Annotated in this window: 20 protein-coding genes and 1 pseudogene; 5 read left to right on the top strand and 16 right to left on the bottom strand. The window is 44.7% G+C overall.

The window, feature by feature from the left end:
- Positions 1-79 precede the first annotated feature (79 nt).
- Entirely contained in the window at positions 80-1,108 is a 1,029-nt protein-coding gene (locus tag JMX03_RS05720; protein ID WP_201595122.1) for a serine/threonine-protein kinase, read from the bottom strand.
- Between the two features lie 68 nt (positions 1,109-1,176).
- On the opposite strand from JMX03_RS05720, the pseudogene JMX03_RS05715 reads away from it, so the two are divergent.
- Positions 1,177-2,182: pseudogene (locus JMX03_RS05715) on the top strand (ATP-binding protein).
- A 134-nt stretch (positions 2,183-2,316) separates the two neighbouring features.
- Here the strand turns inward: JMX03_RS05715 and JMX03_RS05710 are convergent.
- The 4 genes from JMX03_RS05710 to JMX03_RS05695 all read right to left on the bottom strand — a co-directional run bounded on the left by JMX03_RS05710 (position 2,317) and on the right by JMX03_RS05695 (position 5,507).
- Positions 2,317-3,468, bottom strand: a complete 1,152-nt coding sequence (locus JMX03_RS05710; RefSeq protein WP_201595121.1) for a ribonuclease Z — start codon at positions 3,466-3,468, stop codon at positions 2,317-2,319.
- A 42-nt stretch (positions 3,469-3,510) separates the two neighbouring features.
- Positions 3,511-3,759, bottom strand: coding sequence for a hypothetical protein (locus JMX03_RS05705; RefSeq protein ID WP_201595119.1), 249 nt, complete (start codon positions 3,757-3,759; stop codon positions 3,511-3,513).
- A 152-nt stretch (positions 3,760-3,911) separates the two neighbouring features.
- Positions 3,912-4,580, bottom strand: a complete 669-nt coding sequence (locus tag JMX03_RS05700; protein WP_201595117.1) for a glutathione S-transferase — start codon at positions 4,578-4,580, stop codon at positions 3,912-3,914.
- Between the two features lie 438 nt (positions 4,581-5,018).
- Positions 5,019-5,507: an EamA family transporter gene (locus JMX03_RS05695; RefSeq protein ID WP_227695382.1), complete on the bottom strand. Its 489-nt coding sequence runs from the start codon at positions 5,505-5,507 to the stop codon at positions 5,019-5,021.
- Between the two features lie 181 nt (positions 5,508-5,688).
- On the opposite strand from JMX03_RS05695, the gene JMX03_RS05690 reads away from it, so the two are divergent.
- Positions 5,689-6,174, top strand: coding sequence for a winged helix-turn-helix domain-containing protein (locus tag JMX03_RS05690; RefSeq protein WP_201594188.1), 486 nt, complete (start codon positions 5,689-5,691; stop codon positions 6,172-6,174).
- A 44-nt stretch (positions 6,175-6,218) separates the two neighbouring features.
- Entirely contained in the window at positions 6,219-6,725 is a 507-nt protein-coding gene (locus JMX03_RS05685) for an IS630 family transposase (RefSeq protein WP_201594333.1), read from the top strand.
- Here the strand turns inward: JMX03_RS05685 and JMX03_RS05680 are convergent.
- From JMX03_RS05680 to JMX03_RS05665, 4 genes are all read right to left on the bottom strand, one after another.
- Positions 6,722-7,177, bottom strand: coding sequence for an EamA family transporter (locus tag JMX03_RS05680; RefSeq protein WP_227695375.1), 456 nt, complete (start codon positions 7,175-7,177; stop codon positions 6,722-6,724). The two genes, JMX03_RS05685 and JMX03_RS05680, sit on opposite strands and share 4 nt — an antisense overlap.
- A 268-nt stretch (positions 7,178-7,445) precedes the next feature.
- Positions 7,446-8,516, bottom strand: coding sequence for an EamA family transporter RarD (gene rarD / locus JMX03_RS05675; protein WP_201595115.1), 1,071 nt, complete (start codon positions 8,514-8,516; stop codon positions 7,446-7,448).
- A 198-nt stretch (positions 8,517-8,714) separates the two neighbouring features.
- Entirely contained in the window at positions 8,715-11,549 is a 2,835-nt protein-coding gene (gyrA, locus tag JMX03_RS05670) for a DNA gyrase subunit A (protein ID WP_201595113.1), read from the bottom strand.
- 398 nt (positions 11,550-11,947) lie between these two features.
- On the bottom strand, positions 11,948-13,636 hold the full coding sequence (locus tag JMX03_RS05665) for an alpha/beta hydrolase family protein (protein WP_201595111.1): 1,689 nt from the start codon (positions 13,634-13,636) through the stop codon (positions 11,948-11,950).
- Between the two features lie 356 nt (positions 13,637-13,992).
- Between JMX03_RS05665 and JMX03_RS05660 the strand changes: the two genes are divergently transcribed.
- Positions 13,993-14,274, top strand: coding sequence for a hypothetical protein (locus JMX03_RS05660; protein ID WP_201595109.1), 282 nt, complete (start codon positions 13,993-13,995; stop codon positions 14,272-14,274).
- 79 nt (positions 14,275-14,353) lie between these two features.
- Positions 14,354-15,238, top strand: coding sequence for a methyltransferase domain-containing protein (locus JMX03_RS05655; protein ID WP_201595107.1), 885 nt, complete (start codon positions 14,354-14,356; stop codon positions 15,236-15,238).
- A 45-nt stretch (positions 15,239-15,283) separates the two neighbouring features.
- On the opposite strand, the gene JMX03_RS05650 is transcribed toward JMX03_RS05655, so the two are convergent.
- The 7 genes from JMX03_RS05650 to JMX03_RS05620 form a co-directional block, all read right to left on the bottom strand.
- Positions 15,284-16,540, bottom strand: a complete 1,257-nt coding sequence (locus JMX03_RS05650) for an ABC transporter ATP-binding protein (protein ID WP_201575055.1) — start codon at positions 16,538-16,540, stop codon at positions 15,284-15,286.
- A 107-nt stretch (positions 16,541-16,647) separates the two neighbouring features.
- Positions 16,648-18,318, bottom strand: a complete 1,671-nt coding sequence (locus tag JMX03_RS05645; protein ID WP_201597827.1) for an ABC transporter permease — start codon at positions 18,316-18,318, stop codon at positions 16,648-16,650.
- Positions 18,319-18,445: 127 nt separating this feature from the next.
- Positions 18,446-19,579, bottom strand: coding sequence for an extracellular solute-binding protein (locus JMX03_RS05640; protein WP_201595105.1), 1,134 nt, complete (start codon positions 19,577-19,579; stop codon positions 18,446-18,448).
- A gap of 301 nt (positions 19,580-19,880) precedes the next feature.
- A complete protein-coding gene (locus tag JMX03_RS05635) occupies positions 19,881-20,633 on the bottom strand; it encodes a 16S rRNA (uracil(1498)-N(3))-methyltransferase (RefSeq protein ID WP_201595103.1) in 753 nt (250 codons plus the stop codon).
- 39 nt (positions 20,634-20,672) lie between these two features.
- A complete protein-coding gene (locus JMX03_RS05630) occupies positions 20,673-22,280 on the bottom strand; it encodes a 3-deoxy-D-manno-octulosonic acid transferase (RefSeq protein WP_201595101.1) in 1,608 nt (535 codons plus the stop codon).
- A 369-nt stretch (positions 22,281-22,649) separates the two neighbouring features.
- Positions 22,650-24,218: a tetratricopeptide repeat protein gene (locus JMX03_RS05625; protein ID WP_201595099.1), complete on the bottom strand. Its 1,569-nt coding sequence runs from the start codon at positions 24,216-24,218 to the stop codon at positions 22,650-22,652.
- A 72-nt stretch (positions 24,219-24,290) separates the two neighbouring features.
- Positions 24,291-25,925 (bottom strand): cardiolipin synthase, encoded by a 1,635-nt coding sequence (locus JMX03_RS05620; RefSeq protein WP_227695908.1) that lies wholly within the window; start codon positions 25,923-25,925, stop codon positions 24,291-24,293.
- Between the last annotated feature and the right edge of the window lie 24 nt (positions 25,926-25,949).

The raw sequence follows: 25,949 nt of genomic DNA, 5'->3' as shown, positions 1-25,949 counted from the left end.
TTTAATGCTGCATTTATCTCACTTTATCTTTAACTGGCTATAATCAGTTGAAAGTAGAGCTGTTATATATCTAAACGCGCTACTGGTGTAGTTTCTTTAAATCCCTTAATACCTCCTCCATACTCCGATAACGCTTCTCTACATGCTTGGCTAATGCCCGATTGATGATCGTTTGATAATGCTCGTACTCTATCGGCAACGATGGAATGGGCTGTTGGCAATGCTGCAGTGCCCAGTCTCTTAGCGGCTCGCTGCTTTGTGATGCAACCTTAAAAGGGCGCTCACCGATTAATAACTGATACATCATGATGCCAAATGCATAGATATCGCTTTGCAGCGTTGCACTCTGCCCTTGCCAGCGCTCAGGTGCCAGATAAGCAGGCGTGCCGGCCGATTTATCGCTATCAACCCTGTTATTTTCATCAGCCCTCTCAAGCCGCTCCGCCAAGGCAAAGTCAGTCAACAATAAACGAAATGAGATGCTGCTATTATCCGCATTATTGGGCAAGAAACTCTCTAGCAAAATATTGCTTGGCTTGATATCGTTATGTAGCCAACCGACTTGATGTAGGTTGTTTATGAGGTGGGCGGCTTGTAGGATGAGTTGCTGCTTGTGCTTGTCAATTAATGAGCGATATTTTTTACCATCGATTAGACTCGCCAAACTACCATTGGTATAGTACGGCATGGTAAGGAGGCTCAGCTGCCAACTCTGCTGTAGAACTTGTATCTGTAGCGCCTCATAACTTAAGACGGGCGGCGCTATAAATGAGACAGGCTTAGCATAAGTTTGAGATAAGCATAGATGGTTTAATTCTTTTAAAATACCCACTTCATAGGGTAAGCCTAACTTTTGCTGCATACGATGAGTGTCAAGCTGCCATTTAATCATCACACGACCAAACTGTGACTGCTGCGCACGTGTGAGCCCTTGATAAATAGTATCGTTATCATACACATTTTGCTCAGTGTTTTGCTGAGCAATACGCTGATGCACTATCTCGGCATAGCCTAGCTTTGACAATGCCGCCGTCACTGGTGGCAGTATTTGCGTCGCTTGCACTTGCAAAGCTGGTATAGAGGCTAGATTACTGACACTATCTTTCATGATATAGTAATGCCCTTATAAGCGTATTATCAACCAAATCAAACGTCACCTTAATTATTAGAGTCATTATGTCTCCATTATCTACTTCGTCTACCTCATCTGAACATTATGCCCTGCCCGCCCCTTTACTGGATTTATTAAGTCAATATTTAAAGGAGCGCGTGACCCCAACGATTGAAATTGACTAGCCAGTTGGCTTATCGCTGGGTCGGTGGTCGCACTGGACACTTAGAACCCTTATCGGTCAATTTGTTTTTAAGTTTAGACGACCTGCAAGGTATCGATACGCAAAAATCCAAACTGGTACAAAACACGCGGCAGTTTCTCAAAGGCTATCCGGCCAATCATGTCCTGATGACGGGTACACGCGGCGCGGGTAAATCTTCCCTCATCCGAGCATTACTGCAAGCCTATCATAGCGAAGGGCTGCGCATCATCGAAATCGCCCGTGATGATTTATTGGTGCTAGATAAGATTCGTGCCGCCATCAATGAGCTACCAGCGGATTGTGGTTGCCGCTATGTGGTGTACTGTGATGATCTTGCTTTTAATGGTCAAGATGAGAGCTATCGGACGCTCAAGAGTGTGCTTGATGGATCTCTTGATTCTGAGCAAGACAAGTTATTGGTCTATGCCACCAGTAATCGTCGCCATTTATTGCCACAATTGATGAAAGACAATGTCAATATTTATGATGGGCAAACCGACGAGGTCAACCCTTATGAGACCATTGATGAGACGGTCTCCCTCTCTGATCGTTTTGGCTTGTGGTTGTCTTTTTATCCGATGAACCAACAGACCTATTTGCAGATCGTTCAGCACTACTTAAGCTTGCAACAAGCGCAGATAATTGACAGTGTGGCTAATGTTAATGCCGACACTGATACTAACGCTAATACTAGCAACGACAGCGATGATCAAGCGCTTGATGAAAACATCAGAGCAGAAGCATTACGCTGGGCATCACAACGTGGTGGACGTTCGGGACGTGTCGCCTATCAATTTAGCCGCTACTGGATAGGGCAAGCAAAACTGGCCGCTGATGATAATAGTCAATCCACTTTAAAAGAGTAACAGCGTTAACCTCGCTTAAAGTATGACATATACATCTGCATTCGGTTGCCTTGTAATTCTTTTAAATTAAATCAACCACCGCCAATCTTAGATGATGACATCTGCAAAAATCAGAGTAACGCAGAGTGGACTTGCTATGATTTTGCATCGCTGCGTACAGAGCCTAAATACTGTACGCGGCTTTGATCCTCCGTTACTTCTGCCCCACCATTGACCCTATATTGAGCAAAATCAGCGGCCAGCCATAGATTGCCTTTGTAAGTATTTTCGGCATCTAAACGGATATGTCCCATGTTTGGCGTATCACTCTCAGGATTATCAAAGCTTTGATAACGGGCGCTGAAGTGAGTCAGTATTAAATTGGGCAAACCAATATCTTGCGCAAACTGACCGACTTGCGCGGCGCTACTGTGCATCGGGTCGTAGTCTGAATGGCTGTAGTCCGAATGGCTGGCTTGCATCTTAGCCTGTACTTTTGCGAGCACATCAGCGGTATAGGTCGCTTCGTGTATCAATAGGTCTGCATCCTTAAGTGCCGCGGTCAAGCAAGCTGGCGTGTCATTATCGCCTGCTACTACGATTCTGCTACGCAGCACCTCACTATCGACGTAGTCTTTCGAGCGTAGCTGTCTGCCACCCTCGGTAGACACATCTTTGCCCTGCTGTAACTTTCCCCATAATTCACTGGCTGGGATACCTTCTGCCAGTAATTTATCGGTATTCAAGGTGCGACGACTGATGGTCTGAGTAATGCCAAACCCGTAACAAGGTACCCGATGCGATAAGGGATGAATATCAATCGTCAGCTGCTGTTGCTTATTTACACTTATATCTAAACTGATGTCTACCTTACCGTTACTTTCACTGTCTGGTTGCGATAGCAAATCTTCAATGGCCATAAAGTTGATGGCAAATGGAAAGTACAGTTCAGTGGTGAGCGTTATAGTGTCTAATAATTTAGCGATCGCTTTTGGTGCGATAAGCGTCAGTGGCGCAGTCCGTCCTGACATGGCAGCACTGGCAAGCAGCCCAGGCAACCCATAACAGTGGTCGCCGTGCACATGAGTGATGCAAATAGCGCTGAGCTGATGCAGCGATAGTTTGGTATGCAGCAATTGCTGCTGCGTACCCTCGCCGCAATCGATGAGCAACCACGGACGCGACTTTTTCCTATACTGCTTGGAGCCTGATAGATAGGGATTGAGGCACTCAATAGCCAGCGCGGTCACATTGCGCTGCTTGGTCGGTACACCTGCAGATGTGCCCAAAAAAGTCAGTTGTAGCATGCGTTGTCATTCATATAATGGATTCATAATAGCTAATGCCGCTTAAGGTAGCTCACACAGGATGGTTTTAGCGCCCTCAACGATTTGCCCACCACTGGCAAAACATTGATTTACCATGCTGGATTCATGCGATTTCCAGCCGCCGTAAAAGCTTGCCACACATAACAAAACCACCAACAGCTTTTGTGACCATGCTTTAATGGATACTTGCTGCGCATTCACCTGTTGCCTTGCAAGGCTATCGGCCTCAGTATCCGTGGTTTTAGTATTGAGTTTATTAGGATCTGTCATTGTTTTACCTTTTGAGAGTTCTTGCCACACTGAGTACGAGACTTATACCATTTCCAAAAATCAGAGTAGCTAGGAAAGCGAGTGCAAGTACTACACTTAGTAGACTTAGCGAGTTTGACACCGCTAATCGTACTTTTTGGGTTTGGTATTGCTTAAAACTGGATGCTACCACCCTTAGCTTCAGCACGTTTAAAGGCCTCACGTTCCTGGCAGCGTTTCAGCCAAATCAGTATGTTTGCATATTTGACCTTGTCCAGCCCTTCACCAGCATTGGTAGCGACGACGGCGAGGTGCATTTGAATATCCGCAGCGCTAAAGGTATCGCCTGCGAACCAATGATTGTCCTGTAGCTGCTGCTCCATCATCGTCAGCATCTTTGTCAAACTGCTATTAATCATATTGTTTTCAACTTGCTTATGAATACTTTTGCTAACAGGTTTGATGAGTAATGGCGATTTTTCGACAACTTTGGTAAAAACCAAACGCATCACCAATAGCGGCATGATTGAAGCCTCAGCGAAATGTAGCCAAAAAGTATAAGCTTCCCACGCTTCTTCATTATCATCAGCAGGCTTAAATTTTTGTTCTTTATCATAGTGCTTGAGCAGATATTCAATGATAAAACCAGACTCAACCAGTGGCCGATCATTCACTTCCAATATAGGCGTGTGACCGAGTGGATGAATTTGCTTCAAGCTCTCAGGCGCGCGAAACTCTTTATTGCGCTGATAACTTGTCAGCTGATAGTCGACATTCAACTCTTCTAACAACCATATGATACGAAACGAGCGTGAGTTTTCCAAATGATGCAGGTGTAACATAGACTTATCCTCATAGTAGTAAATGCTGATGAACCAGATTTATATTTTACTCAGCAAAGTATTTTAAACTGTAGCCTCAATACCGCAGAGCGACACAAATTTGCTGTTGATAATAACGCACTTGTTCTACTATTAATATAACTTAGACAGGCAATCGTCGCGAAAACATCAAGAAAACTGTGCCTGTAGAGTCAGCTTTATAGCCAGCGTTGATTTATCATTCTGCGCCTGATGCGGTCATCAGTTATTCACCCATCGTATTAGGCGTCGTGACCACCTTATCGTTAATCCTAAATAATACTGGCACGCTCTATGTCACGTGCTGCTAGCATTAATTTTCCTTGCGTGCTGTGCCTACGCCGACAGAGGCTACGAAAAATCAATACCAGCAGCACTGTACCTATTTTCAAGTGTTTAATTATATCGCAGATATTGTTACTACTTAGAATATAGCTGGTCAATCTTATGCGCCATCTTATCTATTTTGTGCTGATAACGTCTGATTTTACGGAATCGATGCGCCGTCAACACACCTTGAATTCGGCGGTTTTTTAGACGACGACGCGGCGGAAAGCTACCGACTTGTGGCTCATTATAGCCATGTAGCCGATTGTCACGGCGGCGTGCTAAGTAACCAAGCGCGCTATCCAAGATCATAATCATCAGTGCGACGAAGATCATAGCGTACATCAGTACAGAGCCGCCCTCATCGACACTTTGATGAAAGATAGTGATGGAGAATATAAACAAAAATATCGGCTCAAGATAGCACAAAGTGCCAAACAAAGAGACTGGCAGCTTGCGGCTCGCAACCATCGTTAGCGACATCGCAGCCGTACTGATGACACCCAATAACGGCAATAGATACCAAAGCTTATTGGTCGTGATGGCAAGCTCAAAACCACCGCTAACATAGAGCGCTACCAACACCACTGGTAACAGTAAAATCAGGTCAGAGATAAGCCCTGTGATTGGCGGAACTGCTAGTTTACGGCGTAAAAGATAGTAAGGCGGATATCCCAGACAGACAAACAGGGTCGCCCAAGAAATCGTACCGTATTGAAATATATCATAATACCAAACCCAAAATATATAGTATAATCCACTTATGACTATACCAATACATAACCTAGAAGACCATGACTTTGGCAAACACTCAAAGACTGAGCGCAATCCCAGAGCCCGACTACGCCTGCTCATCTTATACCAATATAGTATAGGCAAAGCCACCAACGATATTGCCAAAGACCTCTGCATACATCCTGAAACTGCCAGACGGACATTGAAGCGATATTATGAACGAGGACTTGAGAGTCTCTACGATCGTCATCGTCGAGGTCGTCGCAGCAAATTGGCAGAAGCAGACACAGCCGCTTTTAAAGCCATGATAGTCTCTGAACAAGAAAAGCGCGCTGGCGGTCGTCTAACCGGCAAAGACATTCAGCAATTGGCTAAAGAACACTACAACGCTCACTACACCGTTAACGGTATCTACGAGCTACTCAAGCGTATTGATATGAGTTGGATAAGTGCTCGTAGTCAGCATCCAAAAGCCGACCCACAAGCTCAAGACGCTTTTAAAAAAACTTTATAGCACAGGTTAAGGCGTCACTGCCTACTGATGTGAGCCTAGATCAAGTGGACATCTGGTTTCAAGATGAAACTCGAATAGGACAACAAGGCTCATTGACCAGAGTTTGGCATTACCGCGGTGGGCGACCTCGACTGATCAAGCAGCAACAGTTTCATTCCGCTTATCTGTTTGGTGCCTTTTGTCCAGCGACAAAGAAGGCTGTCGGCTTAGTACTGCCTTTCGTTAATAAACACACCATGTTATTGCATATGCAAGAGATTAGTAAAGCCGTTCCAAAAGGACGTCATGCGGTGGTGGTGATGGACGGCGCATTATGGCATCAACCAAGCTTGAATCAGGCTAATGTCACTATGCTTAAACTACCGCCTTATTCACCTGAGCTCAATCCCTCTGAGAGAGTATGGCAGTACCTTAAGCAAAATGAGCTATCTAATCGTTGTTATGACAGTTATGAGGCTATTGTCGATGCCACTTGCTTGGCTTGGAATAATTTGCTTAAACAGCCACAAAGAATTCGGTCGTTAACTGCTCGTACCTGGGCGCAACTTTAATTGTTGGGTTTGGTATAAGCAATGCCTGCGCCTGCACATATGGTTGCAAGCCACTGCAGCGGACTCATCTCTTCATTATAAAAAAACCGCCCCACTATAATCATGATCATCGGGTATAAAAAATAGCCCAGGGTAACATCCAAACCATAGCCATTCACTGGCGCCCACATAAAGATCCAAATTTGGGCACCCAAAATCGGTGTTGGAATGATGAATAAAAACCACTCCATCGGGGTCTTTAATGTCTTTAAATAATCAAAAATATGTTGCCACTGCTTCAGCACAGTCACTAATAGCACCAAACTGAACAGCATCATAAGGACGCGCCATGAAGCCACTTGCGTACCTGATAGCGGCTGCATAATCAAACCGAATAAAAACAATAACGAGTATAAGAAGTTTGCCGCCACCGCAGTAACAGTACCCTGCGCAGTTTGGTTGGTGGTGAACATAACAATAGTCTTAAAGAGTTAGCGCGCTTCCTTGGCAATTTTAGAAAAAAACAAAAGCCTCAGACGCGAACGTCGGAGGCTTTTTGTCTATACGATATCTATACTACAAAGATAATCATAGTATTTATTCTGCGATAAATGCTTTGGGTTTACCTAGCTTTTATCATTGGCAGCATTATGTCAAAGTCAGAGCAGATAAACAATGAACTTACGCAACTGATCCGTCAACTTATACGTTCAGTTTAATTAATTGGTTTTATATAACACCTTACTCTGAATCTAACTGCTCAATTTTTTGCTTGATTCTATCTATCCGCTCTTGATAGAGACGAATTCTGCGAAATCTATGTGCCCTTAATGCCCCTTCTATACGGCGATTTATCAAGCGTTGACGCGGCGGGTACGTGTCTATTTGTGGTTCATTGTACCCATGCAAGCTACCCTCACGGCTGCGGGTAATATAGCCCATTATACTGTCCATAATCATAAATAATAATGCCAAACTGACCATGCCATACATAAATAGAGAGCCGCCTTCATCGATACTTTGATTCAATACCGTCACGGACAACACAAACAACAGCATCGGCTCAAGGTAGCTCAAAGCACCAAATAACGAGACAGGTAATTTACGACTGGCAACCATCGACAGCGCCATAGCAAGCGCACTAAGCGCACCCAATAGCGGCAACAAGTACCAAAACTTGACAGACTCCAACGCCAGACTAAAGCCACCACTACTATAAAGCATGATTAACATCAGTGGCGACAGTAAGGTCAAATCAGACAGCAAACCAGTAATCGGTGGTACGGCAAGTTTACGGCGCAATAGATAATAGGGTGGATAACCCAAGCACGCAAACAAAGTCACCCAAGATATCGAGCCATATTGAAAGATATCAAAGCCTACACCCATCGCAGCACAGAGCGCTGCTACCCACTGCCAGATACTCATATCTTCGTGATAAAAAAAGCGCCCAATCAGTATCATCACCAATGGCAGTAAAAAGTAACCCAAGGTCACATCTAGACCATAACCGTTGACTGGCCCCCACATAAACAGCCAGATTTGCCCACCCAATATCGGCGTTGGCAACACAAATAACAGCCACTCTTTGGGGGCTTTTAACGTTTTTATATAATCAAAAACATGCTGCCACTGTTTGGTAAAACTGACCAATAACACCAAGCTTAATAGCATCATGAGTATGCGCCATGACGCTACTTGGGTACCCGATAAGGGCTGCATAAACAGGCCAAACAAAAACATCAATGAGAATAAAAAACTTGATGATACCGAGGCAACGGTTCCTTGAAAGGTGCGATTGGTAGTTATCATGAAAACAGCCTTAAAAAATAGAACTTTATTGGCATTATTTATAAGAAATCTTAGAGCCGTTAAGAATTAAAAAAAGACCTATGGTCAATTTACTTCATTTTTTTGCACTGACTGCAGAAAAAAAGCCTCCAACGATAACGTCAGAGGCTTTTTTAGAACAGTTATAAAAACCAGACTAAAAACTATTTAGATGGACTTTTATTCGTCATCTTTAGCCTCATCACCGCCATCTTCATTATCAATATCGCTGTCAATGGAGATGTCATCATTCACAAGAGTATCCGTAGCATCTACTTCTGTTTGCGCATGAGACTCTGATTCAAAAGTGCCTTCTTCTTTCATGGCGTCGATTAGTTCATTGTCATCTTCTTCATGCTCAACACGCGCCATAGCGACTAGCTTTTCATCTTTTGATAGACGAATAAGAGTGACACCCTGTGTATTACGACCAGAGCTGGCCACATGCTCAACTGGCGTGCGTACTAGCGTTCCTTTGTCTGAGATTAAGATAATATCATCTTCAGGCTCAACCTTAGTGGCACGAACGAGCGCACCATTACGGTCACTGGTCTTGATAGCGATCACACCGCCGCCACCGCGATTTTGGGTGTTGAACTCATCGACAAAGGTACGTTTACCATAGCCGTTTTCACAAGCGATTAAGATTTCGCGTACATCATCTTCGATAACGACCAATGACTTGATAAACTCATCGGCAGCCAGACGCATACCACGAACGCCTTTTGCAGTACGGCCCATAGCGCGGGCATCATTCTCATCAAAACGAATGGCTTTACCACTTGAAGCAAACAGCATCACTTCTTGGCTACCGCTAGTGATACGTGCGCTCACCAACTTATCGCCTTCTTCCAAACCAACCGCAATCAAACCGTTCGAACGGATATTAGCAAACTGCTTGAGCTCTACCCGCTTCACCGTACCATTGGCAGTTGCAAAGAATACAAAAGGCGGCTCTGCTTCGTTGCTGCCTTCGTTACTATCTTCTAATAAGCGGTCATCACCATCTATTGAAGTGTCTGTTAATGCTGTATCGCCTTTAGCAGATAACTCTTCCACTACTTTTGGAATGGGCAATATCGTCGTGACGGTTTCATCGCCGTTCAAGCCAATTAGGTTTACGAGTGGACGACCACGAGAGCCGCGACTGGCAATAGGCACTTCAAAACCACGTAAGCTAAAGACACGGCCACTATCAGTGAAGCAAAGTACAGTGGCATGGGTGGAGGTCACGACCAGATGATCAATCACATCATCTTCTTTCATCGCCGTAGCAGACTTACCTTTGCCGCCACGCTTTTGCGCGACATAATCATCAATCGGCTGAGTTTTGGCGTAGCCAGTGCGCGATACGGTCATTACAACCGTTTGTTCAGGGATCAGGTCTTCACGGCTAAAGTCAGTACGTGAATCAATAATATCGGTGCGGCGCTCGTCACCAAAGTTATCACGGATTTCGATCATCTCGTTAGAGATAATGGTCATCAGTTTATTAAAATCACCAAGGATAGACTCTAAGTGAGCAATCTCACGCAAGAGATCCTGATATTCTTCAGTCAATTTGTCTTGCTCAAGACCCGTCAAGCGATGCAACTGCATCTCTAAAATAGCATTGACCTGATCGAGCGACAAACGATAGCGCTGTTCACCTTCAACGCTGCCATCGATTAAGCCAAACGGTGCTTTTGGGTCTTCACCTTCGATAAACTCAGGACGTACAGACTGACTGCCAGCAGCTTCTAGCATGGCTACCACGCTACCTGAACCCCAAGTATTGTTCAATAGGCTTTCACGTGCTTCACCGCGACTAGCAGAGGCTTTAATAGTCGCAATAATCTCGTCAATATTCGCCAGTGCAACGGTTAGGCCTTCTAGCAAATGTCCACGAACTCGCGCTTTATTCAGCTCAAAAATAGTACGGCGGGTCACCACTTCTTGACGATGACGGACAAAAGCAGCAATCAGCTGACGCAAGGTCAGTAGTTTTGGCTGACCGTTATCCAGCGCCACCATATTGATACTAAAGCTTGATTCTAGTGGCGTTTGTAGGAATAAGTTATTAACGATCACTTCAGCCGTCTCGCCGCGACGCAGGTCGATGGCGATACGCATGCCGTCTTTATCAGACTCGTCACGAATCTCGCTAATACCTTCAATTTTCTTGTCACGTACCAGTTCTGCGATACGTTCAATCAGCTTGGCTTTGTTGGCTTGATAAGGAACTTCAGTGAAGACAATACGCTCACGATCACGGTTGACACCCGTCTCACTCATGGCTTCGATATGGTAGCGACCACGTACATGTAGACGACCTTTACCAGTACGATAAGCATCTAAAATACCTGCGCGGCCATAGATGATACCGCCTGTTGGAAAGTCGGGACCTGATATATGTGACATCAGCTCTTCCGCCGAAACTTGCGGATTCTCAGCATAAGCCAGGCAAGCATTGATCACTTCGGTCAGATTATGCGGCGCCATATTGGTCGCCATACCGACTGCGATACCAGTCGCACCGTTGACCAATAGGTTGGGTATACGCGCTGGCATCACGCTTGGCATGCGCTCAGAGCCATCGTAGTTATCTTCCCAATCAACCGTGTCTTTATCCAGATCAGCGAGCATCTGGTGGGTAAGCTTGGTCATACGCACTTCGGTATAACGCATCGCTGCCGGTGGATCGTCATCGATCGAGCCAAAGTTACCTTGACCGTCAACCATTGGATAACGCAAACTAAAGTCCTGCGCCATCCGCACAATCGCATCATAGACGGCAATATCGCCATGCGGGTGATATTTACCGATGACATCACCGACCACACGCGCCGACTTCTTGTAAGGCTTGTTGTAGTCGTTAGATAGCACGTGCATGGCATACATCACACGGCGGTGTACAGGCTTGAACCCATCACGCACATCAGGCAGCGCACGCGAGACGATCACGCTCATCGCATAATCCAAATAGGATTGCTTTAGTTCCTCTACGATGCCAATAGGACTGACCGATTCGCTCATATACACTCCTTCACTCACACCTACTCTCTAGTATTTATATATAAGCATTTACAGTCAAAAATAACGGCACAAATGCGCCGTTATTTTATTAAGTTAGGGACCATCAAAAAAGCTTACAAACAACTCAAACCTATAGAGAAATAGCGACAGTTTTAATGTTGAATAAAAGAAGCCATTTTAGCACAAATTTGCCGTGTTAGGGGCATTTGCACGGTATTAAAATCAAGCAAATCAGGTTACTAGTAGTCATTATTTAGACCATTTATTAACATTTCACTGACCCTAGCGACATATCTATTTAGATTGACAGATTTTGCCGTTTTTATAAAAAAACTGCATCCAATGGATACAGTCTTTTAATGCTAATACTATTTGCCTAACGTAAGTTTTAAAGCTTTTTAGATCGAATTAAATTCTTGATCAAAGAACTGGCGTGTGGCGTTGGTACAAGCAGTACTCACAAGACCAGCATGATAATTACTGAGTATGGCAGCTTGAGGAGAGACACCTTGCTTGACTGCATCATCAGCTAACTGTTGTAGGCTGCCTGCGAAGTTGTTTTGAACGCCACTAACCACTGATGGTAAGTCCCATTTATTTCCTGAAGCATTGCCAATTATAGTCAAAGTGGGTTTATCAGGACGCTTGGAACTATTAGTAGCGTCAACATCTAATACTGTTACGTTGAGTTTCGCTGCTGGATTGCTAGCACTTACTCTCTGCAATATTCCTGCGACTGAACCCGTATTTAGATCAAAAAATACGGTTGGATCTTGGTTACCGCCACAAATCAGTGTTGGCATTTTTGGAGTATAATCACGCACATCATTCGCTTTTAACGCTTTACGAAGGTTGTTCTGCGGGCTAGCTGCTACCATAGCATTACCATTTGGCGCTAGTAAACCGTCAGGATTTGTTTGAACATCTGCTAGATAAGCGGCGCGGAAACTAGTTTGGATGTAATACTCGGTATCAGCAAACCCTACACTAGCAAAAGGTAGCTCACTTGGCTCTAAGTTATCAATTGCAGCAATACCTGTCGGAGCTTTTTGGAATAGTGCATTTGCTGGTATCTTGCCCGCTCTAACAAGATTCTCAAAACTTGTAGCGTTAGGCAACACCGTATTTGCATACTGCGATGAGAAAATCTCAGTTGGATTGCGATAAATGTCATTATTTACTTTTTGCAGGCTAAGCGCTAACAACGGCGCAAATTTAGTTGAACCAAGATTGACATTACCTGCAAATATCGCATCACCAAATGCTGCTAAGGCATATGGACCTGAAGAGGGTGCAATAGCTGTGACTGGTTTACTTTGCTGCTCAAGTAAACGTGCCGTCGCCATGACCACATGACCTCCTTGAGAGTAGCCCGTCAAAAACAACTTGCCAGAATCTTTTATATGAATGTAGTTAGCGTTTTTGGCAATTTGCTGCTGATGAATAAGATCGCGCGCAGTGTCTAAGGCAGTCACCATCTCTTCTGATTGCTGCTTGGCATTTAAATACGGATGATAATCGAGCGTAGATGTGTCATATCCCGCATAGTTAGGAGCGACGACGATATAACCTTGGGCAGCGAAGTTTGCCGCCATCAAAGTTGCTCTCGCACCAGCAGGATTATCAATATTGCCTACTTGAGTAAAGTCATACGACTTCTCAGTCGCCGTACCATGTGCATGCAATAATACAGGACGATCACCTTGACAGTCTTCACTATCACCAGTTGGTAACATCAGAGCCGCAGTCGCATTAGTCGTTTCACCTGCTGAACCTTTGGTCTGATAGCTGATTTTTTCTACTGCAACGCCGCAGACGGCATCTGGCGTGACTGCTTTGCCTATCTCTGAGGCTTTATACAACTCTGCATCTATTTGACTCGGAGTAAAGGTGGCGATCGGTTTGGGAGCATTATTATAATAAATACTAGAGTTACTATCTTCTCCACAACCCGCCATTAGTAGGCTGCTTGCTAGCGTGACTGTCAGCATACAGCGCGTTAATGTTGATGTATTTTTGATACTGGTTAAAACAGATAACGAATCTGGACGGAAGTCTTGTGCAGTATCAGGTTTAGATTTAATCATGATTGCTATCCTTAGCAGTGATAAAATAGAAAACTACCTTGTATCCTTGGCAGTATATAAAAGCCATTTTGTGAGCTTTTTTTAATAAGTATAAATCTTTAATATTATTTCTTATACCTTACTGTTTATACCGTAAACCCTTATAAAAAGCTACCGCAAAACGTCTCACTAGATACTTCTCCTCTTTCGATGCTAAAGTTACGCACCCCTCTAAAAATCACTTTTGATACCATAAAAACATTCAGATATTGTAGACAAAAAATTTCTACCCGCTACACTGTCTCATCACTTTTACCCTAAATGTTATTATTTTAAGTCACTACTCTTAAGTAACTATTAAACAGGCTCTCATTATTATGGATATCATTCTTGCTATCGTCTGGATTTTGGCCATGGTGCTGTATAGCTTTTCTAGCGATTATGTTGCCAGCTTCCCTAGCCATAACAACCGCGCCCTGCCTTATATCCGCTGGGGCTCACTGTTGGCCGCTATGGCTTTATCTGCTTATTTAGCGCAAGCGTACCAAGAAAACCTACAAGGCAATGGTATGTGGGTATTTGTCGCAGTGGTCTTTGTCATCATCACCTTATCCAAAGTAGTTTTTAAATGGGTGATTAACAGAAGGCTGAAGCGCTAAGAGCTTAAGTGAACACCTTAAATACAAAGCCAGTCAAATGTCCTAATAAGTCCAAACTTTTTAATGACCTAAACCTCCTATGCAAACTGATAATCAAAATATGCAAAATCAAGTAGACAGCTCTATAGAGCGACAAGAAAAACGGACTGATCGTAGCTTTGACAGCATTGCGGATCATTTTGAAAAAAAGGTCTACGGTGGTCTAAAAGGTGAGATTCGACTGGCGGTGTTACGTCGTGATATTTTTGCATATAGCGCACAGATGAGCCAAAATCTTGGGCGGCCTTTACGTATCTTAGATGTGGGCGCTGGTCTAGCTCAGATTGCGCTTGAGCTTGCCAAACAAGGCCATAGCGTGGTGATTAACGATATCTCAGAGAACATGCTTGAAAAAGCCAAAACAAACGCAAACCAGACTGATAAGCATTTAGACATCACTTGGTATGCCTGCCCTTATCAAGCGCTTGAAGATAAGCTAGCAATAGATAATACAGGTGTTGAAGATAGCATCACTGATAAGTTTGACTTGATACTATGCCATGCCTTACTTGAATGGCTAGCAGAGCCTGAGGCGGTGATGGACTTTTTTGATAGGCAGTTGGCTGACGATGGCGTGTTGTCATTATGCTTTTATAATCCAGCAAGCTTTGACTATCGCAATTTAATTATGGGTAATTTCAACATGCTTGATGCCTTGGTTGATGAGAGTGGCAATAAAGCAGACAATAAAAAAAGCCTGACCCCCAATCATCCAGTCGCCAAAGAAGAAGTAGCCGCTTGGCTACAGCAGCATGATTATAAAATCGTGCTAGAGAGCGGTCTGCGGGTCTTTCATGACTATGCACCGCTAAAGCGCGGTGGGCTTAATGACCCTGAAGCGGTCATTCGAATGGAGTTACGCTACTCACAGCAAGAGCCTTATAAATGGCTCGGACGCTATCTGCATGTGATGGCCACTCGATAAATATCACCGTCTTAAACTCAAGCTTTATCAGATCATATTGAATAGCTATTCGGTTTCATCCACCATCGAAGCTCGATCATATTCTGACCAAGTCGTGGCATTGATGTCTTTTTCATCAAACACCACCACATGCTCTAGTATGGGCAAAATACCGATATGAGTGCCGATCTCATGATTGTGATGACTGGGGACGAGAGAGAGAACGGTCTGACCATCCGCAAGTTGTAAGCGATATAGATAATTGGCACCGCGAAAGACGCGACCGACAACCAGTGCTGTCTGAGTACTCTCATCATCATGAATGATGTCATCTGGACGCACCAATACTTTGATCGGCGTACCATTTGGATAATCGTACTCACAGTACTGCGGCTGCCCTGACTCATCATAGACTTCCATCCGCCGATAGATATCACCGAGTGCGGTCTCAACGTGTCCCTCTTGAATAATCCCATCTATCATCGCCCCTTCACCGACGAACTCGGCAACAAACGGACTGATAGGCTCATGATAGAGATCGCTCGGTGTTGCCCACTGCACCAGCTTTCCTTTATACATGACACCCACTTTATCAGCGATAGCAAATGCTTCGTTCTGATCATGAGTGACCAGTATCGCCGTGGTATTGGTACGTTTTAGGATATCGCGGACACTCATGGCAAGTGATTCACGCAGTACCACATCAAGGTTGGAAAACGGCTCATCAAGCAATAGCAACTTTGGCTTGGGCGCTAAAGCTCGTGCCAAAGCGACACGCTGCTGCTGCCCACCTGAAAGCTCGGCAGGACGCTTATCAGCATGCTCAGTCAACTCAACAAGACTCAGCATCTCAGTCACTCGTGCCTGCTTGTCTGCCTTTGACCAGTTATTGAGTCCAAAAGCGATGTTTTTGGCGACCGTCAAGTGTCCGAATAGCGCATAGTCTTGAAACACCATACCCATGCCACGCTTGGCAGGAGCGACGGCAAAAGATGTACGCGCTGTCTGCTCCGTGAGACGCTGACCGTTCAAACTAATGATCCCTCGACGCGTAGGCTCTAACCCTGCAATAGCCCGTAATGCTGTCGTCTTACCACAGCCGCTATATCCCAAAAAACACCCTATTTCACCTTGCTTCAGAATCAAAGACAAGCCATCAACAATGGTGATGTCATCATAGCCAACCACCAAATCTTTAACGCTCAAATAAGGCTTTTCATCAGCAGTCGCTGTCGCTTGCTTGACACTCTCAAACTGGGCTTTGTGATGAGTAAGAGTTTGCTTGGATTGATCGGCTGAGTCTTTAATCAGGTCAGTATGCATAAGCGTTACCAATAAGCGATGGGATGAGTAAAAGGATGAATATGATAACAATAATGATGAATAAAAAGAATAATGATAAGCGAATAAACCGGACTAGACAAAAAACACTAGCTATTTTTATCACTTTGCCGCAGTAATATCCAAACAGGAATCAGTCCAACCAGCACAATAAGCAAGCTTGGCAAGGCTGCTCTCGCCCACATCCCCTCACTGGTCATCTCAAACACTCGCACGGCAAGCGTATCCCAGCTTTGCCGCCGCGTCATAAGCGTAATCGGCATCTCTTTCATTACTTCGACAAAACCCATTAATAAAGCAGTCAGCATACCTGGTTTGAGTACCGGCAAGACCACTTGACGCCACCGCTGCAGGGGATTGGTGGTGAGTATTTTTGCCGCAGCTTCTTGATTGACAGTCAAGCGCTGTAGCTGACGGTCGATAGGTTGAAAGCTCACTGTCATAAAACGGGTTGAGAGCGCAAGCAGCATGATAATGACACTGCCTGATAATACTTGTTTTGAGGTAATACCAAAGGCGATTAACTGATTATCTAGCCAAGCGATAGGAATAAAAACACCGACTGCCAATACCGTACCCGGTACGACATAGCCCAAATTGGCCAGAGTTATCATGAGCTTGGTTGATTTGTCAGCATACTGACGCTTAATCCACGCAATGATAACGGCAAGAAAGGCAATCAGCAGCGTGGTCATACCCGCTATCATCAGACTATTGGTGACAAAATCGATGTAACGCGCATCAAAATCTTGGCGAAAATTCATCGCTGTCCAATACAGAAGCTGTAAAAACGGTATTAAAAACGCAATCAAAAACACGGTCGTACAGAATAACGTCATCGCAATTTTGGCAGCAGTGCTGGTTTCAAAGCGGCGATTGCTGCCTTGGGTCACCGTACTGCCGCGCCGAGCTTGCCAATACTGCTCAAAGAACACTACAACGAACACCACCCCAATGAGTAGCGCGGCCAGTTGAGCGGCAGTGGTTAGACTAAAAAAGCCAAACCACGCTTTATAAATAGCCGTGGTGAAAGTGTCAACATTAAACACTGAGACCGCGCCAAAATCTGCCAGCGTCTCCATACAGGCTAATAACAACCCGCCAATTATCCAAGGCAGCGCTTGTGGTAATGCCAAACGAAGCAATACCTTACCACGGCTAAGCCCTAGCATTTGACCTGCTTCAATCGCCCGCCTTCCTTGTGACAAAAAAGCCTGCCTTGCCAGCAAGTATACATAAGGATAAAACGCCAGAGACAGTATCAGCCCCGCACCCCAGACATTGCGTACTGATGGTATCGCGGTGCTAAAGCCCAAATCACGTAGCCCAGTCTGCAATGGCCCACTAAAATCAACGATTCCGACCGTGACAAAGGCCAGCACATAGGCGGGCATCGCTAGCGGCAACATCAACGCCCACGAAAAAAACCGCTGTCCGGGGAAGCGGTACATGCTTGTTATCCAAGCCAATGCGGTGCCGATACTACCGGCTATCACCGTCACCATCAGCAATAAGATGGCAGTGTTTTTAATTACTTGTGGCAGTACATAGTCCGTCATGTGCTGCCAGATATCTGCGACTGGCTGCGTCCATGAAAAGAGTACAATTATAATTGGAATCAGCATAAACAACGAAATCAGCCCTAGGACTGATTTCGATAAAATACGCTTAATGATGACATGCTCTTGACCGATAGCATGGTTGTCACTGACAGTGTCTTCTTTGACAGCATTACCTTCTTTAGTAGAAGCTTTTGTCATTGTCATAATAAAAATACTACCGTGTCATACGCATAAAGGCCAAATTGTATAGGGCGTGTTTAGCATGCAATCATAGCACTGACAGCGGCTATTTGTGAATGCAAAACACGCTCTATTTTATAACAGATTATTTATAGCCCACTTTATCCATCATTTGAATGGCTTGAGTTTGCAGTTCACCAAACTTTTGCACATTGATATTATCTTGCGTAAACGTACCCCAAGATCTGAGCATCTCTGACTCATCGATACCTTCTTTGACAGGATATTCTTTATCAGCACTGGCATAGATACCTTGTGCTTCATCAGAAGATAGCCACTCCATCAGTTTGAGCGCGCCATCTGGATTGTCTGAGTTAGCGACCACGCCAGCACCAGAAATATTCACATGCGTGCCTGTAGTGCCTTGATTAGCCCAGAATATTTGCACAGGGAAATCAGGCTTCTCATCAAGTACACGGCCATAGTAATAACTATTGGCAATCCCAACTTCACACTGACCTGCGGCAATGGCCTCTAACATACTGGTGTCATTGCTAAAGACGTCCGTCGCTAGGTTATCTACCCAGCCACGAATGATTTCTTCCGTTTTTTCCGCGCCCAAATTCTCAATCATGCTAGCAACCAATGACTGGTTATAGACCGCATTTGACGTACGCAAGCACAGCTTACCCTTCCACTTTGGATCAGCAAGATCTGCATAGGTAGAGAGCTGATTGGCGTCTACTTTGCTTGGATCATAAAATATAGTCCGTGCACGTAGTGACAGACCGGTCCACTGACCTTTTGGATCACGGTATTTGGCGGGTACATTGCTCTCTAGTACCGTCGAAGCGACTGGCTGCAACAATCCTTGCTGTGCGGCTTGCCATAGGTTACCCGCATCAACCGTCAACAACATATCTGCAGGCGTATTCTGGCCTTCAGCTTCAAGGCGCGCCATGAGTGGACCCGTCTTATCAGTGACCAGCTCAATTTTTACGCCCGTGGCTTCGGTATACTTATCTAATAACGGCTTAATCAGCTGCTCATTACGTGATGAATAAATGGTAACCACTTGATCACTATCAGTCGCCACTGCTGCGGTATCCGTTACCGTCTCTTGGTCGGGGGCTTGCGAATCGACATCGGCATTTTCTGCAGGCGTTGAGGCGTTATTACAGCCTACAAGACCCATCATCATGCTAAATATAGCAACAGACAAAGTGGCTTTAACGGGACGAGTCAACGATAGATTTTGGGTAATCGCAGTCAATGACATGGTTTTCTCCATAATTAGTGCGATAGATAATAAAAAGGTGAGAGTGCATTTATAGCATTATGTGCTGAGCTGTCGAGTAATAATTAAGACTAATAAATTAAAACCAATAAAAAGCCAGTCAACCAATCATAAAAACTAAACCATATACTAATCTAAATGAGATTAATTATCAATACTTTTGTCATTCATAACAGCATAACTGACAAGAATGCCTTTAACAGTATTTTTAACGACTCACATCTCATTATTTTCGGTTTGGATGCTAGCTTTGATATTTGATTTTCGCTATTATTCACGGCTATTAGCTGTTATGTAATAGCCACTGCCCAAGAAGCACATTGACCGCGGCCTCCGTGCGTAAAATCCTTGACCCCATATGAACGGCCTGACAACCCTGCGCGGCAAGCAGCTCAATCTCATAATTAATCCAGCCACCCTCACTACCGATACAAACCACACTTGGCAAAGCGGCTTTTGTAGAGGGTGCTGACTGCAATGCGTGCCGCTGTAAATACTGTGTTAATGACAGCTCACTATAAGGGTGCGCCACGATAGCATCATGGGTGATTAAACTGGCAAGCTCATCTTCAACAAACGGCTTAAAGCGTTTTTGCATGCTGATACGCGGCGCTACTGTATCAACGCCTTGCTGCAAACCCTCCAAGACAAACTCATCAAGTCGCGCCAGCAATGGACTTTGCCAATAGCTTTTTTGAGTACGGTAGCTATTAATCAGTACAATATCGCGCACACCCAGTGCGGTCATATCCATGATTAAGCGTCGCAATACTTTTGGGCGCGGCAAAGCCAGCACTACTGTAACATCGAGCTTTGGCGGCGGTGCAGTATCAAGCTGCACATCAGCAAGCTGTATGTTATTAGGCGTCATTTCATTAATAATCGCTGTACCAAGATTACCACCAAGCTGGCCTATTTTTAGAGTGTCACCAAGCTGCAGACTCAACACTTTATGAACATGGGTAATTTGTGCAGGGTCATTAATTTGCGCATAAGGCAGTGCAATATCGGATTCAGGCAATAAGATACAGTTCATACAGCATATCGCTTCATAAAAACAAGAAAATGGACTTTATTAATCTTCAATATCTACAAAATACTCAATGGTTTCTTCAATCATTTTTAGCTGACGGGTTAATACCTCTTGCTGCTGCACCGTCATTTGCTCGCCTGCCTGCCCTGCCTGCTTGGCAACGTTTGGATGACTGAGCCAAAGCCTTAACTGCTGATAAATGAGTTCAACATCATCGCTTATCGCAACGTCAGTATCTGTTATAGATGACGGTGTTAGAGACGCGACCATAGACTCAGATTCTGGCTGATCATCTAAGGCAAGCAGTTGATAAAGCGGTTGATAAAAGTCATTATTTGGCTGATACAAAGCACCGACACTCGCAAGCTTATCCACCACGCTCTGACATGACTGCGTATATCGACCCATTAGCACTGGAGTTCCGATACTCATAGGCTCAACTGGATTGTGCCCACCAATATCTACCAAAGAACCACCAACCAGCGCTACATCTGACAGCGCATACCAGTGCATGAGCTCGCCCATACTATCCGCTAGATATACTTGCGTTTGCTCAGTGATAGCTTCGTTCATACTACGCCTTGCCATCTGTAATCCTGACTCTTTAATCAGTGCCGCCACTTCATCAAAGCGTTCAGGATGTCTGGGCACGATAATCAGCAAGGTTTTGTTCAATTCAGCTATGTCTAACAGTTGCTTTTGTAATATTAAAGCCACTTTTTCTTCATCGTTATGAGTACTCGCAGCTATCCAAACGGGACGATCTAAATACCTTGCATGACCTGAGCCTTGCGGATTCGCAGTGGCGACGTCTACTCTGGTTTCATCAGTCAGCTTTTCGTGCTCAATCGTTTTTTTGGGCTCAGTGACTTTTTTAGCCTCAGTCGCTTTGGGGGTATTAATCACCCATTTAAGCGAGCCAGCAACACGTATCTGAGTGCAGTACGCGCCCAACGCGCGAAAGCGTTTAGCAGATTCACCATCTTGGGCGATGATTAAGCTGAGGTTTTGCATCATACTGGCACTGACCGCCGTTATCTTTTGATAGCGTGTAAAAGATGCCGCGGATAAACGCCCATTGACGAGGATACTGGGGATATTTTTTTGAGAGAGTATTGCCAAAATATTTGCCCACAGCTCAGTCTCCACAAATAAAGCGGCTATTGGCTGTACATGCGCTAAAAAGGTTTCGATAACCGTAGGCGTGTCTACTGGTACGTAACTATGGCTCATACGACCTTGGGCAATCTCGTCAGCGAAACGGCTAGCAGCGCGCGCATGACCCGTCTGCGTCGTATTGGTCAACCAAACCTTGTAGCCCTGCGCTAACAATGCATCCAGTAGGGGCGCCACTGTGTTGGTCTCTCCTAACGATACCGCATGGCACCAAACCACCTTATTACTGGCATCATCTACATCAGACATAGGCCGCGGTGGATACTGTTTGCCAAACCGCTCTGCCACTTCTTGCGGATAGTTCTCACGCTTATGCGAACGACGCCATACTTGCACTCGATACAGGGGCTTTAATAAAGCAATGATAAGCCGATAATACCAAGGCGGCTTGACAGCGGCGCGCTTGCTTAGCGATGCCTGTCTAGAGGGCGACTTAGATTCAGTGCTTGAAGGCGGCGTAGAAGAAGATGGCATGAAGTAAACCAAATTAGTAGAACGTGTGGCACATGCAAAGAAGTGCTCAACAAGCCCTAGTCAAAAAAACCAAATGGTATGAAAAAACCAGCCAAAATAATGGCAAAAGGTACTATTGAAAAACTGGCAAAAAATATGCCAATTTTAGCGTAATTGACACACCAACCCTATCTCTTATTGCCAAATCGGTAAAATATGTCCCACTCTCCACTATCTAAATATGTTGGCGTAGGCTGTGGCTTTAGCCCAGCATTTTGCTTTTGCAAATATTTAAGCTGGGCTAAAGCCACAGCCTACGATAGCCCACATTAATTTGAGAGTCAGGTTAAAACATATCAACAGTTAAAGAAAGATAAGTTAGCCTTTTATTTATACAAAAACCACTAACAATAAAGCAAACACAACTATTGCTCCTATCAATAATTGATAGCGCTTAATACTATGTTGTTCTTGCTGCTGCGTCGTTATCAACGCTTGCGCTTTTTGCCACTGCGCTACTAGCTCTGCCGCTTCTTCATGGCCATTTTTAGCGGCTTGCTCTAGCCAGTGTTGACCATTATTAATGTCTTGTGGCACACCAATACCTTGATAATACATTTTGCTCAATAACCGCTGAGCACGGATATCTTGTTTATCAGCCGCTTGTTTGACCAGGGCCGCACCTGCTTCTTTGCCAGCCGCTATCCCTGTTACCAACCCTTCATTCAATAGCTCATACATTGCCAGTCGCAGCATAGCCGCGGTATTACCCAGCTTGGCAGAGCTCTCCAACAGTAACAACGCTTGCTGGCGAGACGTTTGGTGCTGCTCTGAAAATTTTACGTCATGGCGCGGCTTTGATTGCCGTGCAATATGACGCTCAAACTGATCCAGTATTTTACGTGCTTGTTGATATTCATCATTGCCTGCATTCTGTGACACGTCAATATTATCGAGCTCTGCTAGCAGTTGAGTAAATATCTCTGTTGTTGGTTCTGCACCTTTAGTAGTAGAAGTTGAAGTGGGAGTAGCACTCGACTCAACTGTTTGCTGTGATGGCAATAGCAAGCTCGTATCTACAGTGTCATTATTCACTGCTGAGGTTATAGCAGCAGCATTTGTGTCAGCTTGCTTTTGCACGACTTGTTGTTGGGTGCGTGAATTTTTAACCGTTATTTTTGGAAAAACGTCTTTTTTAACGACTTCTTCCGCAGGCGCTTTTTGTAACGCAGCTCTGGTCGTAGAGTGCTTTTGCACAGAAGCTCTTGCCTCTACAGAAGACTGATTTGTATTTAATACTGGACGAAGCTCTGCATGTTCAGAAGGTGCTTTAGACGCTATAGCACCGATATTATTAGGTGGCAATCGAGAGCTGACGGCTTGATATAGACCACTTGCAACCTGCCCTCCGCCTTGTACCGCCTGAAACTTGCGGTCGATATGTCCAAATAGTCTCTGACCTATTGGCTCTAATGCAAAAAATACACTCGCACTGCCTAAAGCATCATCTAAAACGTCACTTAAAGTATCAGCTAAACCACTGTCACGATATACCACCGCCATTTGCTGATAAAAGTCATCGGTAGTTAAGACAAGCTTAGGATAGTGCTTTTTCAGCTCAAACTGACCATACCAATGCGGGAAGCTTTGCCACTGCCTTGCCAGCACTCGCCCAGCATAAAAAGCTAAAAACCATAGCAAATGACGATAGCGATCATCAGCCAACAGTTTGGCCTCATCTAAGGTGTTTGACTTGGTATGGTCACGGCGAATTTGCGAGATCAGCGTATCTACTCGCTGCAGGCTTTCTAGCGTTTCATCTAACTGACACTCATGTAGCTGCACTTCATATGCAATACCACCAGCGATCGGCTCTGCTGCCAAAAAGTCCTGCCAATAACCCTCAGCCATATAATCTAGAGATGTTTTGGTTGTTTTTCTATTAGTATGAGCGGACATAAGAAAGACAAATCCTTTATATAAAAATCACTTGAGCATAACCCATAACCCATAACCCATAACCCATAACCACTATAGCAGAGGACTAAATAAGCGCACCACATTATCAAACAAACGCTGCGAGTCAGGACGCTGTTGCCACTCCTCTAGGCTTAAGAATCGGCAGTTTTGTAAATAAACTTCTTGGCAATCAGCAACTTGAGCGACCATCTCAGGAGTATAAATCGCCAGACTGACCTCCATATTCAAATAAAAACTGCGCATATCAATATTTACCGTCCCAAACAGACAGTAATCATCATCAACCACCACCGTCTTGGCATGCAACAGCCCCCCTTTAAACAGCGCAATCTTTACCCCTACTTCCAGTAATTCTTGATAATAAGCTTGTGAAGCATGCTGCACCAAAAACGAATCAACCTTTTCTGGAATAATAAGCGTCACATCAACCCCACGCTTGGCTGCTGTGACCAAGGCACCTGATAATGGCTCATCAGGAACAAAATATGGGGTGGTGATTTGAATGCGCTTGTTAGCACGATGAATCACGGTGACCAACGTATTATAGATCACATGCGCGGTCAACTGCGGTGCTGAAGGAATAAGCTGCGCGAGCACATTATCAACTGCAGGCATCTGCGGAATCAAAATCGATGTCGATCCTACTTCTGGTACGACATCATGTGTCTCATCAGCCAATACCTCTATACGACTATTAATATCGTTGATAGTCGGGTTCAATACATATAATTTACGTGTATAGCTGTTTACACGTTGATGTAAGGCATGCAGGTTATCATTGTTTTCAGCACCTATATCAGTTACCACTACTTTGGCCATCGCCGTCGCGATACTAACCGGCTGCTCACTGACACTACGTATCATCAAATCAATCCACTGCCCGACATTCTTATCTTGTTTAAAATACCTAGGATCTACTAAATTAAAACTGCCGGTATAGCCAATATATTCATCAACGACCACAATCTTGCGATGGTTACGCAAGTCTGAGCGTTTAAACAGTGTTTTGAGCAGTCCTACTGGCAATGATTGATGCACAAACACCCCAGCGCGCTCCAAAGCTCGGTGCTCAGCACTGTTAAAGAAACTAAAGCTACCGACACTATCGACCAATAGATGGCACTCTACCCCACGCTTGACAGCTGCTTCTAGAGCTTTTAACACATCCAGCACCTGTCCCTTAGGATAGATAATATAAAACTCCATAAAAATAGTGCGCTTAGCATTTTCGATATCATGGATAAAATGATTAAAAATCGTTTGCGGAGACGTCAGTAGCTGCATCTGATGCCCAGGGAACACTCCAAACCCCGTCCGCCGTGTCCCGATACGACTGACACCGCTATAGCTGTCCGATAACAGCTCTTGCCCTTGATTGAATATCAAACGCTCACGCACTGCCATATCATTCATGAGCAGACTTGCTTGACCCATGCGCTCACGATAACGACGGCCAATCATCGGCTCGCCCACCAAAATATAAGCGAAGAACCCCACCAAAGGCAGTATGTACAAAACCGCTATCCACGCAATCGTCACCCCAATATTGCGCTGTACCGACACAACACGTAAGCTCATCACTACCATCAGGATAATATGCAATACCAAACCCATCCCTGCAAAGTCGCTCCACGACCATGCTGCAAAGTACTGCCCAGTAGTTAAAGCGTCTATAATGGCCTCCACCAATCAAGATAAAACAAAAACATA

The organism is Psychrobacter fulvigenes (genome assembly GCF_904846155.1).
Taxonomy (GTDB): domain Bacteria; phylum Pseudomonadota; class Gammaproteobacteria; order Pseudomonadales; family Moraxellaceae; genus Psychrobacter; species Psychrobacter fulvigenes.
This window is presented reverse-complemented; position numbering and strand designations above follow the sequence as displayed.

Bases quoted from the DNA above. Each gene is read 5' to 3' on its own strand.
- gyrA (WP_201595113.1), bottom strand. From the start codon at position 11,549: ATGAGCGAATCGGTCAGTCCTATTGGCATCGTAGAGGAACTAAAGCAA.
- JMX03_RS05625 (WP_201595099.1), bottom strand. From the start codon at position 24,218: ATGTCCGCTCATACTAATAGAAAAACAACCAAAACATCTCTAGATTAT.
- JMX03_RS05650 (WP_201575055.1), bottom strand. From the start codon at position 16,540: ATGCATACTGACCTGATTAAAGACTCAGCCGATCAATCCAAGCAAACT.
- rarD (WP_201595115.1), bottom strand. From the start codon at position 8,516: ATGATAACTACCAATCGCACCTTTCAAGGAACCGTTGCCTCGGTATCA.
- JMX03_RS05640 (WP_201595105.1), bottom strand. From the start codon at position 19,579: ATGTCATTGACTGCGATTACCCAAAATCTATCGTTGACTCGTCCCGTT.
- JMX03_RS05630 (WP_201595101.1), bottom strand. From the start codon at position 22,280: ATGCCATCTTCTTCTACGCCGCCTTCAAGCACTGAATCTAAGTCGCCC.
- JMX03_RS05720 (WP_201595122.1), bottom strand. From the start codon at position 1,108: ATGAAAGATAGTGTCAGTAATCTAGCCTCTATACCAGCTTTGCAAGTG.
- JMX03_RS05645 (WP_201597827.1), bottom strand. From the start codon at position 18,318: ATGACAAAAGCTTCTACTAAAGAAGGTAATGCTGTCAAAGAAGACACT.
- JMX03_RS05710 (WP_201595121.1), bottom strand. From the start codon at position 3,468: ATGCTACAACTGACTTTTTTGGGCACATCTGCAGGTGTACCGACCAAG.
- JMX03_RS05705 (WP_201595119.1), bottom strand. From the start codon at position 3,759: ATGACAGATCCTAATAAACTCAATACTAAAACCACGGATACTGAGGCC.
- JMX03_RS05655 (WP_201595107.1), top strand. From the start codon at position 14,354: ATGCAAACTGATAATCAAAATATGCAAAATCAAGTAGACAGCTCTATA.
- JMX03_RS05635 (WP_201595103.1), bottom strand. From the start codon at position 20,633: ATGAACTGTATCTTATTGCCTGAATCCGATATTGCACTGCCTTATGCG.
- JMX03_RS05660 (WP_201595109.1), top strand. From the start codon at position 13,993: ATGGATATCATTCTTGCTATCGTCTGGATTTTGGCCATGGTGCTGTAT.
- JMX03_RS05680 (WP_227695375.1), bottom strand. From the start codon at position 7,177: ATGTTCACCACCAACCAAACTGCGCAGGGTACTGTTACTGCGGTGGCG.
- JMX03_RS05690 (WP_201594188.1), top strand. From the start codon at position 5,689: ATGACTATACCAATACATAACCTAGAAGACCATGACTTTGGCAAACAC.
- JMX03_RS05700 (WP_201595117.1), bottom strand. From the start codon at position 4,580: ATGTTACACCTGCATCATTTGGAAAACTCACGCTCGTTTCGTATCATA.
- JMX03_RS05665 (WP_201595111.1), bottom strand. From the start codon at position 13,636: ATGATTAAATCTAAACCTGATACTGCACAAGACTTCCGTCCAGATTCG.